11 protein-coding genes and 3 pseudogenes are annotated in these 13,159 nt (G+C 60.7%); 5 read left to right on the forward strand and 9 right to left on the reverse strand.

The features are described from left to right. Window positions 1–168: 168 nt before the first annotated feature. Entirely contained in the window at window positions 169–333 is a 165-nt protein-coding gene (locus BN32_RS15000) for a hypothetical protein (protein ID WP_244438183.1), read from the reverse strand. A gap of 178 nt (window positions 334–511) precedes the next feature. Then, complete coding sequence (locus BN32_RS27750; RefSeq protein ID WP_019199512.1) at window positions 512–667, reverse strand: cupin domain-containing protein; 156 nt, start codon at window positions 665–667, stop codon at window positions 512–514. 365 nt (window positions 668–1,032) lie between these two features. On the opposite strand from BN32_RS27750, the pseudogene BN32_RS26245 reads away from it, so the two are divergent. Then, a pseudogene (locus BN32_RS26245) lies at window positions 1,033–1,176 on the forward strand (polyhydroxyalkanoate depolymerase); the annotation flags it as partial. Window positions 1,177–1,391: 215 nt separating this feature from the next. On the opposite strand, the pseudogene BN32_RS15010 reads toward BN32_RS26245, so the two are convergent. From BN32_RS15010 to BN32_RS15020, 3 genes and pseudogenes are all read right to left on the reverse strand, one after another. After that, window positions 1,392–1,850 (reverse strand): annotated as a pseudogene (locus BN32_RS15010) (enolase C-terminal domain-like protein); the annotation flags it as partial. Between the two features lie 286 nt (window positions 1,851–2,136). After that, entirely contained in the window at window positions 2,137–3,297 is a 1,161-nt protein-coding gene (locus BN32_RS15015) for an IS110 family RNA-guided transposase (RefSeq protein ID WP_019199509.1), read from the reverse strand. A 69-nt stretch (window positions 3,298–3,366) separates the two neighbouring features. Further along, window positions 3,367–4,083 (reverse strand): annotated as a pseudogene (locus BN32_RS15020) (enolase C-terminal domain-like protein); the annotation flags it as partial. Window positions 4,084–4,248: 165 nt separating this feature from the next. On the opposite strand from BN32_RS15020, the gene BN32_RS15025 reads away from it, so the two are divergent. Continuing rightward, window positions 4,249–5,694 carry a caspase family protein gene (locus tag BN32_RS15025; RefSeq protein ID WP_040426571.1) on the forward strand — a complete coding sequence of 482 codons (1,446 nt, stop codon included), beginning with the start codon at window positions 4,249–4,251 and terminating at the stop codon, window positions 5,692–5,694. A 55-nt stretch (window positions 5,695–5,749) separates the two neighbouring features. On the opposite strand, the gene BN32_RS15030 is transcribed toward BN32_RS15025, so the two are convergent. Continuing rightward, window positions 5,750–6,169: a DUF1496 domain-containing protein gene (locus tag BN32_RS15030; protein ID WP_019199507.1), complete on the reverse strand. Its 420-nt coding sequence runs from the start codon at window positions 6,167–6,169 to the stop codon at window positions 5,750–5,752. 145 nt (window positions 6,170–6,314) lie between these two features. Then, window positions 6,315–7,514, reverse strand: coding sequence for an ABC transporter substrate-binding protein (locus BN32_RS15035; RefSeq protein ID WP_019199506.1), 1,200 nt, complete (start codon window positions 7,512–7,514; stop codon window positions 6,315–6,317). 207 nt (window positions 7,515–7,721) lie between these two features. Between BN32_RS15035 and BN32_RS15040 the strand changes: the two genes are divergently transcribed. Both BN32_RS15040 and BN32_RS15045 read left to right on the forward strand, forming a co-directional pair. Continuing rightward, on the forward strand, window positions 7,722–8,684 hold the full coding sequence (locus tag BN32_RS15040; RefSeq protein WP_051488535.1) for a tripartite tricarboxylate transporter substrate binding protein: 963 nt from the start codon (window positions 7,722–7,724) through the stop codon (window positions 8,682–8,684). Window positions 8,685–8,689: 5 nt separating this feature from the next. Further along, the gene (locus BN32_RS15045; RefSeq protein WP_019199504.1) at window positions 8,690–9,391 is read left to right on the forward strand and encodes a molybdate ABC transporter substrate-binding protein; all 702 of its coding nucleotides are present in this window, start codon (window positions 8,690–8,692) and stop codon (window positions 9,389–9,391) included. Window positions 9,392–9,393: 2 nt separating this feature from the next. Here BN32_RS15045 and BN32_RS15050 read toward each other — a convergent pair whose 3' ends face one another. Further along, on the reverse strand, window positions 9,394–9,663 hold the full coding sequence (locus tag BN32_RS15050) for a DUF7662 domain-containing protein (protein ID WP_019199503.1): 270 nt from the start codon (window positions 9,661–9,663) through the stop codon (window positions 9,394–9,396). Between the two features lie 78 nt (window positions 9,664–9,741). Here BN32_RS15050 and BN32_RS15055 point away from each other — a divergent pair, with 78 nt between their 5' ends. Further along, the gene (locus BN32_RS15055; protein ID WP_019199502.1) at window positions 9,742–10,617 is read left to right on the forward strand and encodes an SDR family oxidoreductase; all 876 of its coding nucleotides are present in this window, start codon (window positions 9,742–9,744) and stop codon (window positions 10,615–10,617) included. Window positions 10,618–10,623: 6 nt separating this feature from the next. Here BN32_RS15055 and BN32_RS15060 read toward each other — a convergent pair whose 3' ends face one another. Then, window positions 10,624–12,954 (reverse strand): xanthine dehydrogenase family protein molybdopterin-binding subunit, encoded by a 2,331-nt coding sequence (locus BN32_RS15060; protein WP_019199501.1) that lies wholly within the window; start codon window positions 12,952–12,954, stop codon window positions 10,624–10,626. Window positions 12,955–13,159: the final 205 nt, after the last annotated feature.

The following is a 13,159-nucleotide window of genomic DNA, read 5'->3' on the forward strand; positions in this document are numbered from 1 at the left end:
CGCCATCTGTCAGGATGCGGATCGCGGCGTCAAGCGAGACATTGTCATCGCCCGCATGACGGCAGGTCTTGAGAGGCGCGAAGGCGTTACGTCTTCGCCGCGTTGTAGAAGAACCGCTCACGATAATCTTGTCGCCCAGCGCCTTGGAATGGACCTCTTTCATTTGCGCTAGAATGCCGCGCTCATGCGCCACCAGCCGTCGCGGCCAACGCGTGGCGGCGCGGTGTTCTCCTGCATGCTGGCATCTTCGGTGTAGTATCGTTCGATAGCGCCAGCGTGACCGCCGCTCTCAACCACTGCAATGAATTTGTTAACGCGTGCACGTATCGGCATCTGTGTTTCCCATAGGTTTAGCCGAAAGGAAAACACAAAACGGTGGCATAGCAAAGCGGCTGCTCGTCACTGCGAGCAAAGCGAAGCAATCCAGAGTGATAGGCGAAGAACTGAATGCTTCGTCGCCATGCTCCTCGCAATGACAGCAGTGCGTGCCGTTTTGTCAGAGCAATCACGTCTAGGGCGTCGTCGGCGGCACCTTGTCGGTCGGCGCAGGCATGTCCACCGTCTTGAAATCCGCCGGACTGACGATCTCCAGATATTCCATGTCCGGCGAGTAATCGAACAAGTGCACGATGCCGGACCGCTGATGCACCACGTCGCCGGCCTTCACCAGCGTCGGCTCCTCGTATATGAACTTTGCTCACCCCTTGGTCATGACGATGATCTGGAAGTCGCAATCGTGCCTATACCAGCCGATGCCCTCCGACGGCTGCATGTTGGCCTTCACCAGATGGCAGGGATTCTAAAACGACGGGAATGTGCGGACATCGCCGTGCATCTCGTGCAAGGCGCGCGAGATGCGCCCCCGAGCAGTGTCGTTTCATGCATGCGCCCGCCAACGATGGCCCAGCGGAAAGACAGTTGCGCGAGGCCATTGCCTAATATTCACCTCGAGCTCTTTCCGCCGGCTCCTGCCGTGCAGCTTTGATCCACTCCTGCACTTCAGGAAGGGCGATCACCCGCTCTTCATAGCTCGCCAGCGACCTCTGCACCGGCGTTCGCGCCTACCGCAAGGTGCACCACATGCAGGCCGGCGTCGGCCATTACGGTGTCTTCAGCGGCCGGAAGTGGAACACCGAAATCTATCCGCTGCGGGACTTCATTCACGTCAATTCGTGACAGCGCGCGAACCAGGTGGAAAAGAGGCCGCCTGCAAGCAGACGGCCAGTTTGAGGAAGAATGGCTGACCGCAAAAATGCGGACAGACCACTCTCAGACGACTCAATTCACAACGAAAGAACCAGCGACGTCCTCAAATCTAGGCGTAACAATGGTTTTGGCAAACGAGTAGTTCTGCATGCTGAAATCTGATCTATCGATATGAAAATCAGTGGTCAGTCCGCCAGCGCCTTCATTTCCCTGTAAAGATCGGATTTGCCCTCGAAGCCGATTCCCGGCAAGTCCGGCATGGTGATGTGGCCGTTCTCGACGCGCACGCCATCTGGAAAGCCGCCATACGGCTGGAACAGATCCGGATAGCTTTCATTGCCGCCAAGACCCAAGCCTGCCGCGATGTTCAGCGACATCTGGTGCCCGCCGTGCGGGATGCAGCGCGACGGCGACCAACCGTGTGTCTTCAGAACGTCGAGTGTTCGGAGATACTCGCAGAGACCATACGACAATGCACAGTCGAACTGCAGCCAGTCACGGTCCGGCCGCATGCCGCCGTAGCGAATGAGATTCCGCGCATCCTGATGGCTGAACAGGTTTTCGCCGGTGGCCATCGGACCCGGATAGTATTCCGCGAGCGCTGCCTGCAACTGGAAGTCGAGCGGATCGCCGACTTCCTTATATGATGATTGGTCAAGCCATCGGCTCTCCATTGTTCTGCTCCATTAGTTTGGCCTCCAGTATCCAGGTGAACCCATGTCTTTCCTCGGCCGGAAAACAGCCGGGACAACCTTATATCCGGTCGCTGCGCCAAGCAGCGGCACCACATTCCCGCATTCGATGGGCTGGGCTCAGGAAGGCGCGACCATCCTCATACTCGGCTGTTTAAGCCAAAGAAGACTTCCGGTTCGCCCGCCTGGATCTGCTGAAGCTGATCAGGCTTCAGTAGATGACGATGTGGAGCAGTTTCTACGCATTCTTCAGCTTCGCCCCGTCAATCACGACGCCAACCGTCACATATTTCCACAAAGCAACGAGTAGTTTGCGGGCGAGTGCGACAACGATTTTCTTGCGCTGGGCAGAACCACTCGATGCTGCTCGCTGCCGGAACCAGCGGGTTAGCGCAGAATCAGGCTGATGGCGCAGCCAGAGCCAGGCCAGCTGTATCATCGTGGTGCGTAACCGCGGGTTGCCGGCTTTCGACACTCCTTGATCACGATCAACGGATCCGCTCTGCCACGGTGTTGGTGCTAATCCCGCGTAAGCCGCGATTTGTCGGCGATTGTCAAAGTGCCTGTAAAAGCCTTCCGTCCAAAGCAGAGATGCGAACTCAGGTCCGATACAACGCAGGTTCTCGAGCATGGAAATGGCGCTATTTGCCTCTTTCCGTTCGGACGCCAGAAGCTTATCGCGCTCCGCCTCGATCACTTTGATCTGCTCGATCACCAATTCAAGACGGTCAAGTTCTCGCGATATCTGGGCTTTCAAGAAAGGTGCGAGCGGCCGACCATCGCCAGTGCGAAGCTCTTCGAGGCGAGATCGTCGATCGCGATTCAGAGGTCGGTAGCCCGAAATTCCTTGTGCGAACAGAAGTCCCTCAATTCGGTTGACGTGCGTCAGTCGCTCGACAACCAGGGCTTTCCTTTCCCGGACGAGCCGACGCCGGTCTTCCTCGTCATGGGATGGAATCCGAACCATCGCACATGCTCGTGGCTCACCCCGTTTGAACGACATAAGTGCGCGGACGAGTGTTTCTCCGTCGATACGATCGGTTTTAGCTCGGCGCGCTTTTCTGGGCACCGCTATCGATGTCGCATCCACCACATGGCTCTCAACACCTTCGTCGGCCAAGACGCGATGGACCCAGAACCCATCAAGGCCTGCCTCCTGGATAACGATCACGGGGAGCCAAGAATCGGTCTTACGGTGCGCCCTGGCGCGGAGCTCGGTAAGCAAGCTGAGCAGCCGTCCGATCTGGCCGGCTGGGAGACCCTTCCGCGCCATTTTGGTATCGATGGCCGGCACGAATGAAGTCACCAGCCAAGTTGACTGGCTCAGCTCCACCGAGACGTAAATTGCCTTGGCTACATCCATCCGGGTTTCCGCTGCTTGCTGAGACATCACTTTCATCTGTACTCGCTCCCCATGATTACGACTTGCCCAGCCTTTCGCCGGCCGGCGCCGACGTCAATCATGGGACTCGTACCAGAACAACGGATACTCCCGCAGCATCTTGGCATAGGCGATCCCGGTTTCCAGATCGAAACGTCCATTGGCGTCCACCGCAAGCTGCGCCTGGTTGCCGATTTCCTTCAGCGCCGCCTCGATGCGCTCCTGGTCTTGCGCAATGGACGCACCACCTATCTTCATCTTGACGACATTGTACCCGCGATCGAGATAGCCGCGCATCTCACTGCGCAATGCCGACAGATCCTTGCCGGGATAATAATAACCACCCGCCGCATACACGAACACGCGCGGATTGGCTTCGCGCTTGTGGCGCTCTGCCAGCAGCCGAAACAGCGGCTTGCCTGCGATCTTCGCTACCGCGTCCCAGATCGCCATATCGATGGTGCCAACGGCAACCGAGCGCTCGCCGTGGCCGCCGGGCTTTTCATTTGACATCAGCGTTGCCCACGCCTTGTCCGGGTCGATGTTGGTGCCTGCCGAATCCAGCAACGACTTCGGATCAGCTTCCAGCAGCCGCGGCACGAAGCGCTCGCGGATCAATCCGCCCTGCCCGTAGCGGCCGTTGGAATTAAACCCATAACCAACGACGCGTTTGCCGTCGCGAACCGCATCGGTAACGACGGCGACGAGGCTCGTCGTCATCTTGGTGAAATCGATATAGGCGTTGCGGATCGGGGACGAAATCGGCTTGGTGATCTCACGGACACCGACGATGCGAACGGACATGGGACGGCTGTCTCCTGGATCTGTTGCCTTCACGCTCCTGCGCGCGATGTCTACGCCACGGCCCGGAAAGTTCAAGCAAAACAGCGATTTTTTGCCATACTCCGGCTCTTTTCCGCACATCGACGCATGTGGTAGATAGCGGGCTGAAAGTCTCGGAGGCATATCGTGCACGCCCTGCTGCGTTCCTTGCTGATCTTTTTTGCGATGCTGACCACAACGCAATTCGCCGCGACTGCCGCGCGGGCTGACAAGCGCGTCGCGCTGGTGCTCGGCATCTCCGCATATCAGCATGTCGCCAAGCTGCCGAACCCATCGAACGATGCGGATGCAATGGCGGCGCTGTTCCGGAAAGCTGGTTTCGATGTCGTTGAAACAAAACGCGACGTCGGCATCGCTGATCTGCGCCGTGCGGTCGGCGACTTCTCGGACAAGGCGCAGGACGCCGATGTCGCCGTGGTGTTTTTCGCCGGCCATGGCATCGAGGTCGACGGCACCAATTATCTGGTGCCGGCGGATGCGAAGCTGGCGCGCGATTTCGATATCGAGGACGAGGCACTCTCGCTTGATCGATTGCTGAAGGCGATCGAACCCGCCAAGCGCCTGCGGCTGGTCATGCTGGATGCCTGCCGTGATAATCCCTTCGCCAAGACCATGAAGCGCACCGTGGCGTCGCGGTCGGTCGGTCGGGGCCTCGCCAAGATCGAGCCGACGGTCTCGGACACGCTGATTGCATTCGCCGCAAAGGCGGGGTCGGTCGCGCTTGACGGCGACAACAGCAATAGTCCCTTCACCACCGCCCTGCTTGAGCACATCGCGACACCGGGCGTCGATCTGCGCATTGCGTTCGGCCGGGTGCGGGATTCGGTGCTGTCCGCCACCGCCCGCAAGCAGGAGCCCTATGTCTATGGCTCGCTTGGCGGCAACACGGTTGCGATCGTCGACACGCCGGTAGCGGCCAAGGCCGATACAAAAACCGAGACCAAGCCGGCCGCGGCGCAGGTCGCATCGGCCGATCCGGGCTCGTCGGTAACGGCACGGGCTCCGGCGGTCTCACCTGCACCGTCGCCATCGGCTAACGAGATCGCGGAAGCATGGCGCGCGGTTTCCGCAACGACAAGCCCGACCGTACTCGATGCCTTCGTGCGCCGCTTCGGCGACAGCATCTATGGCGACCTCGCCCGCGCGCGTTTGCAGGACCTGAAAGCGCAGGACACGAAAGTCGCGACGGCGAAATCTGACGAGCGCTCGCTGCATCCCGCGTCGAAGGCCACCGCACCCGAAACTTCCTCCGCCACCGCTGCGGTGACCCCGGCGACCAGCGCCGCGACGACCTCGGCGGCGAACGGCTATCTCGGATGCTTCAAGGACGACAGCAAGCGCGACCTTGACGGCCACACCTTCTACGACAGCAAAATGACCACACAACTGTGCGTCTCAACATGCCGCGACAAGGGCTTCAGTCATGCCGGCACGCAATATGGTGGGCACTGTTTCTGCGGCAACAAGTTCGGCAAATTCGGCCCAGCTGACAACTGCAACGCCAAGTGCACCGGCAACCGCGACGAAACATGCGGCGGCACCTGGGCCAATGCGATTTACAAAACCAACTGATGGGCTGAGCTAGTGCGGCCTTGCTGATTGCCGCTGCCGTGGAGAACCGACGGCGTTATTCGCAGAACCGTTTGCCGTTCGTGTAATAACAGAACGGCGCGCTGTCTATCGCAGGCGCGATTTCCCTAGCGATGCTCCGGCGATTCCAGATCGCCGCCCGCTGATACTTTGAGAGGCGCGGCGCGGGCGCTGTACAGCGACTGCTGAGTTTTTCGTCCGTGACCGCGACCCAGATGGCCCGGATTCCATCCAACATACATGTCTGCATCATAGCCTTCTGCACGCAAACGGTCGCGCCTTCGCTGTAATTCTTGCTGTTGTAAACGCACAGAACCGCAGCTGGCTTGGGCTCGATCGAGGCCTTTTGCTCGGCTGAAGTCCCTTGCTCAGCCGCAGGCTTCTGCTCCGACGGCGCTTGCGCGGCCGCGGGCAGACCAAGCAGCAGAAGCAGACACGGCGCGAGAATGCGGATCATTGTCTATCTTTAGCGCGGCCCGAGACCTTCAAGAAGGCGGCGGCGCAAAAATGTTTAAGAAATAGCGGCTTCAAATACTATCAGTTGAGAGGTCACCGCGATATCCGGCCCGGCAAGACGCCGGACCGGATGCCGAGGTTCAGTGTTACTTGGTCAGCGGACAGCCGCTTTCCTTGGCGGTCGGGAAAGCCTTGTCGCCCGGCACCACTGCAAGCTGCTTGTAATAGTCCCAGGGCTTCTTCGACTCGGACGGCTTCTTGACCTCGAACAGATAGAGGTCGTGAACCATACGGCCGTTTTCGAGAACCTTGCCGCCCTGCGCGAAGTCGTCATCGACCGGCAGCTCCTTCAGCTTCTTGGCCACCGCTTCGGTATCCTTGGTCCCAGCGGCCTTGACGGCCTTCAGATACGACAAGGTCGCCGAATAAGTGCCAGCCTGAATCATGTTCGGCATCCGGCCGGTGCGCTTGAAGAAGCGCTCACCGAGATTGCGCGACCGGTCATTGACGTCCCAGTAATAACCTTCGGTCAGCACGAGGCCCTGTGCAGCCTCAAGGCCGAGGCCATGAACCTCGGCCGCCGTCAGAAGGAGGCCGGCGAGTTTCTGGCCGCCCTTGACGATGCCGAATTCCGCCGCCTGCTTGATCGAGTTCGTGGTGTCGAGGCCTGCGTTGGCGAGACCGATGATCTTCGCCTTCGAACTTTGGGCCTGCAGCAGGAACGAGGAGAAATCCGCGGTGTTCAGCGGAATGCGAACCGCACCCAACACCTTGCCACCCTGTTGCGTAACGAAGTCGCCGGTATCCTTTTCAAGTGCATGGCCGAACGCATAGTCAGCCGTCATGAAGAACCAGGAATCGCCACCGGCCTTCACCAGAGCTCCGCCAGTGCCGTACGCAAGCGCACGGGTGTCATAGGCCCAGTGGAAACCGTAAGGCTGACACGCATCGCCGCTCAGGCGCGACGTGGCAGCGCCAACCACAATGTCGATCTTCTTCATCTGCTTGGAGAGATCGTGAACCGCGAGCGCGACCGATGACGTGGTCAGCTCGGTGATCATGTCGACATTCTCAACCTCGTACCAGCGGCGCGCGATGCTGACGCCGAGGTCAGGCTTGTTCTGGTGATCGGCGGAGATTACTTCGATCTTCTGGCCGAGAACCGAGCCGCCAAAATCCTCGACAGCCATCTTGGCCGCTTCGAAAGACCACTTGCCGCCGTAGTCGGCATAGACGCCGGACTGATCGTTGAGAATTCCAATCTTGACGCCTTGCTGAGCGGAGACCGGCAGTGCTGCGGTCAGGCTGAACGCCGCGACCGTTGCGGCCAGAAACTTCGATGTCATATTGCGCTCCCAGTTATTCTTGCTTGAGACGCCTTTATAGCGGGATCACGCTTGGGCGGGGCATTGAACTTTCGCATTGAAGCAAAGCGGTTTTCGCAAGTTCATATTGCAGCGCACCAACGACTTCCGGGTGTAGGCCGTTGGCAACTGCTTCGGTTTGAGCCTTTAATGCGCGGCGGATTAGCCGCCGCGCATAAGGCCCATTTCATGAAATGCTCGGGATTTGCCATCGCCATTGGAGTGCTTTTCGTGGCGACGCAGGCGCTGGCGCAGACCTTTCCGTCCCATCTTGTCAGGATCATCGTGCCATTCGGGGCGGGCGGCCCGGCGGATGTCACCGCGCGGCTGATCGGAAGGGTTCTTCAGGAACGCTTCGGACAACCCTTCGTGGTGGAGAACCGGCCGGGAGCTGGCGCCGTCATCGGCACGGCCGAAGCGGCGAAAGCCGCTCCTGACGGCTACACGCTGCTGATGATGTCGAACGCGCAGACGGCAAACGAGTCGCTGCTGCCCAATCGAAACTACGACCTGATGCGCGACTTCACCGCCATTGCGCCGGTCAACACATCCGATCTCGTCATCGTCGTGCATCCCTCGGTTCCGGCAAAGACCCTTGCGGAATTCATCGCATTGGCCCGCGCACAGCCGGGGAAGCTCAACTACGCGTCCTCCAGACAGGGCACGCCGTATCACATGGCTGGCGAGCTTTTCAAGTCGATGACGAGCACCAACATCGTCCATGTCCCGCATCGGGGAAGCAGCGAAGCCCGCAACAATATCATCGGCGGACAAATCGAGATGATGATCGACGCCATGACGACCATGATGCCAAACATTGCCGCGGGACAGGTGCGCGCCCTCGCAACTACTGGGAAGGCCCGCTCAAGCGTCCTCCCCGATGTTCCGACCGTGGCGGAAGCTGGCGTTCCTGGCTACGAAGCAACCATCTGGCTTGGCCTGATGGCCCCAGCGGGCACGCCCGCCGCGATGATCGCAACGCTGAATACCGAAATCAACGACGCCGTGAAGCGGCCGGAGATTGTCGCGCTCTGGGCCAGCCAGGGCGCCGCGCCGATGTCAATGACCCCGGCGCAATTCGGTGCATTCCTGCGCGATGACATTCTAAAGTGGGCCGCCGTCGTCAAAGCGATCGACGGCAAGGTGCAATAAGAATCATGAACACCCTGAAAATTCTCAGTGGCGGCGCTGCGCAAGGACTCGCCGATGCGCTCACGCCCGAATTCAAGACAATCACCGGATGGGCAATCGAAGGCGAATTCGGTGCGGTCGGCATCATGGCCGACAGACTGCGTGCGGGCATACCCGCCGATGCCGTGGTGCTCACAACGGCGGTGCTCAAAGCGCTGGCCGGGCAAAACCTTATCTATCCTACCACGATACGGAACGTGGGGCTTGTTGAAACCGCGGTTGCGGTGCGCAGCGATGACCCTCATTTCGAAATCGACAGTGCCGAGGCCTTGCGTGAGGCATTGCTTGCGTCAGACGCCATCTTCGTGCCCGACACCAAATCCTCGACTGCGGGAGTACATGTCGCGAAAATACTCAAAGGTCTGGGACTCGCAGACCAAATTGCGGCGCGGCTGTGTGAGTTCCCCAATGGCGCAACCGCGATGCGACATCTCGCGGCGTCGAAAGCCAGCCGCCCTATCGGCTGCACGCAGACGACGGAAATTCTCAATACGCCGGGACTGACGTTGATCGGACCACTGCCGCACGGTTACGAACTGACAACGATGTACGCGGCAGCGCTGACGGCAACGACAGAGCATGCTGCGATCGGGCAGGCTTTCATCGACCTGCTCACCGGCGATGACCATCGTGCGCTCAGGCGGAAAGCCGGATTTCAGGACTCATAGAACTACCGCGGACGGTATCGGCCCGCGGAAAGTCTTCGAAACCGGACACCTTTTCCATCGGCGAGGCGCGTGGCCTCGTAACCGCCGTCGCGTATGGCATCGCGCTGCGGCCGCGCGTTCTCGGGATTGCGCTCCTTCTCCCACCACGATGCCCGTTGCGACGCGCGCGGCAGCGCAAAGCCGAGAATGTCCTCTATCTCCTCAAAGCTCAGGACGAATTCAACCTTGGTCTGGTGTGAGAGATGCTCACGAAGCGGATCGTAATCGCTCAATCCGGCGCTCCATTGTGTTGTAAACCTGCATGCGAGCCGATAGGTACGTGGCATCGTCCCTCTTGAACAGAGTTTTCCGTGAATCTGTTTATTTTCGGTCTCGGCTTCAGCGGCAGAACCATTGCTGAGCGCCGCACGGCCCGTGGCGACCGCGTCACTGGAACCGTACGGACGCGACACAAGGCGCAGGCCTTGGCCGCTGCAGGCTTGTCGGTGCACGTGTTCGGGCCGGATGGGTGCGACAGCGCTATCGACACCGACATTGCCGAAAGCGATGCCTTGCTGATCTCGGTGCCGCCCGGGACCGGCGGCGATCCAGTGCTTGCGGCTTACGCCCACCAGATTGCGGCCGCGCCGAAGCTGCGATGGATCGGCTATCTCTCGACTATCGGCGTTTATGGCGATCACGGCGGCGCGTGGGTCGATGAACGAACACCGGCGGCGCCGACCAATGCTCGTTCGCGCGAACGCGCTGATGCCGAACAGGCGTGGCTTACCTTCGGTGCCGCGAACAACATCGCCGTTCACATTTTTCGGCTCGCGGGCATCTACGGTCCCGGTCAGAGCCAGCTCGTGCAGCTGGCACGCGGAACGGCCCGCCGCATCGTCAAACCAGGCCAGGTGTTCAACCGCATCCATGTTGAAGACATCGCACGCACGGTGGACGCGTCGCTCGATCGGCCTCGTTCGGGTGCGATCTACAATGTCACCGACAACGAGCCCGCACCGCCGCAGGACGTGGTGACTTTCGCCGCCTCGCTCTGCGGTGTTGCACCGCCGCCTGAAATCAGCCTTGACGACGCAGGTCTCACCGAGATGGGCCGCTCGTTCTATGCCGAGAGCAAACGCGTGCGGAACGACCTGCTCCGCAACGAACTCGGCGTCACGCTGGCCTATCCCACCTATCGCGAGGGCCTGACGGCCCTGCGCGCATCCGGCGAAGGGCCGCGCTGAACGTGATTACGCCGCCCTGTCGCTCTTCGCGGCGCGGATCGCATCCCAGATTTTCACCGGCGTCAGCGGCGTTTGCAGCGATGTGATGCCAAGGTCACTGAGCGCATCCATCACGCCGTTGACGATACAAGGCGGGCCGCCGATCGCGCCGGATTCGCCGCAGCCTTTAGCGCCGAGCGGATTGGTCTTGCACGGTGCGGAATCGTCGAGCGTGACATCAATGTGCGGCATGTCGCTGGCGCGGGGGATGCAATAATCCTGATAGCTCGCGGTCAGCAACTGGCCCGAAGAATCGTACACCACGCCTTCATAGAGCGCCTGTCCGATGCCCTGTGCGACTCCGCCGTGCACCTGGCCGGTGACTAGCATCGGATTGATCGCAACGCCGACGTCATCCACTGTGGTGTAACGCACCACGCGAGTCACACCAGTTTCCGGATCGATCTCGACCTCGCAGATATGCGTCCCGTTCGGCCAGGTCGGCCCATCCACCTCGCCTTTGCTCTCGACGCTGAGGCGCGAGTCCTTCTCGTCCTTGGCCAGATCGAACAGGCTGACACGCCGGTCAGTGCCAACCACCGTCAGAACGCCGTCGCCATATTCGATATCGCCGACTGAGGCCTCGAGTACATGCGAGGCTTTCTCGCGCGCCTTCTGAATCAGATCGCCAACCGACACAACGGTTGCAGTACCGCCCACGAACAACGAACGCGAACCGACGCTGCCGCCACCCGTCGCCTTGTCGGTGTCGCCCTGAATCACATCGATCCGGTCGAGCGGAATGTCGAGCGCACCAGCCACCATCTGCGAGTAGCTGGTCTGAAGGCCCTGCCCCATCGCCTGGGTGCCCGACTGCAGCACGACGCGGCCCTCGGCTGTCGCCGACAGTGTAACCTTCTCGCTGTGTACACGGCCGCCGGTCCATTCGATGTAGCTGGTGAGGCCGCGCCCATAGAGCAGGCCCTTCTTCTTCGCTGCTTTCTTGCGCGAGTTGAATCCATCCCAATCCGCGAGTTTTGAGGCGCGTTCGAGCATGTGCGCGAAAGCGCCGCTGTCGTAAACTTCGCCGACCGCATTCTTGTAAGGCAGTTGCGACGGCTTGATGTAATTGACCTTGCGGATCTGGCGCGGATCCATACCGATCTGCCGCGCGGCGGCATCCATCAGCCGCTCAACGATAAAGACCGCTTCCGGTCGCCCTGCGCCGCGATACGGCCCAGTCGGTGCGGTGTGGGTCAGGACAGCCTTGATGTCGAAGTGAATCAGCGGAAGATCATAGACGCCGGTCGCCACGAACGGCCCGAGCACCAGCGGAATGATCACGCCCGCACCGGTGAGATACGCACCGGTGCCGCCAAGCGAGCGAACGCGAAATGCCAGCACGCGGCCTTTCTCGTCGAGCGCGAATTCGCCGGTCGATGTGAGATCGCGGCCGTGCGAACCGCCAATGAAGTCGTCGATGCGATCGCCGCGCCAGCGCACCGTGCGCTTCAGTTTCGTAGCCGCGTAAGCGACGATGCCGTCTTCGGGATAGAGATTGACCTTGTGACCGAAGCCGCCGCCGATGTCGCCGACCAGTACCTGAACGCTGTCTTTCGGGCGTTTGAGCACAACATCCGTAAGAATGTCGCGCGTCGCGGTCGGCGTCTGGCTCTGGACATGCAGTGTAAGGCGGCCGGTTTTCTTGTCGACCTCCGCCATGGTGCTGCGCGGCTCCATCGCGGACGGCACCAGCCGCTGGCTGGTAATGTCGAGCGAGACCACGTGCCTGGCCTTCGCGAAAGCCGCTTCCGTTGCGGCCGCATCGCCATAACTCATGGCGGCGGCGATATTGTCCGGCGCATCCGGCCAGACCACAGGCGCACCGGACGCCAGAGCATCGGTTGGACTAACAGCCGCGGGCAGAACCTCGTAGTCAATGATGATGGCCTCGGCTGCCGTCTGCGCATCGGCCCGCGATGGGGCGAGTACGACCGCGACCGGCTCGCCGGCAAAGCGGACAACATCATGGGCCAGCAAACGCCGCGGCGGCGCAGCCATTGGCGAACCGTCGGGCCGCTTGAAGATCGGCAGGGTTGGGATCGTGCCGATATCGTCCGCAACCAGATCCGCCCCTGTGTAGACTGCTGCGACGCCCGGCATGGCCAACGCGGCGCTGGTGTCGACAGCCGTGATCTTGGCGTGGGCGTGCGGAGAGCGCAGCACGTAAAGCCACAGCGCGCCGTCCTGCGCCTTGTCGTCGATGAAATGCCCTTGCCCAGTGAGAAGCCGCTGATCCTCAAGACGCTTGACGGACTGGCCCGCGCCGAAGCGCAGGTTGGAGGGCAGAATATTCATAGGGATTCCTTCGAGATGGTGACCTGACACCGGAGCCGACGTAGTCACCGCCGCTTCCGAATATCGGGTTTCGCATAGCACAACCATGCACCGGGAGTTGAGTCCGAGAACTGGTTTTCCGCCATGCGCTGGAATCGGGCCTTCCAAGCCCCAGCGCCCTTGTCCCAACCTTGCATGTCTGGCTGCGCCGCTTAAGGTCACTGCA

Source organism: Afipia birgiae 34632, assembly GCF_000308295.2.
In the GTDB taxonomy this organism is placed as follows: domain Bacteria; phylum Pseudomonadota; class Alphaproteobacteria; order Rhizobiales; family Xanthobacteraceae; genus Afipia; species Afipia birgiae.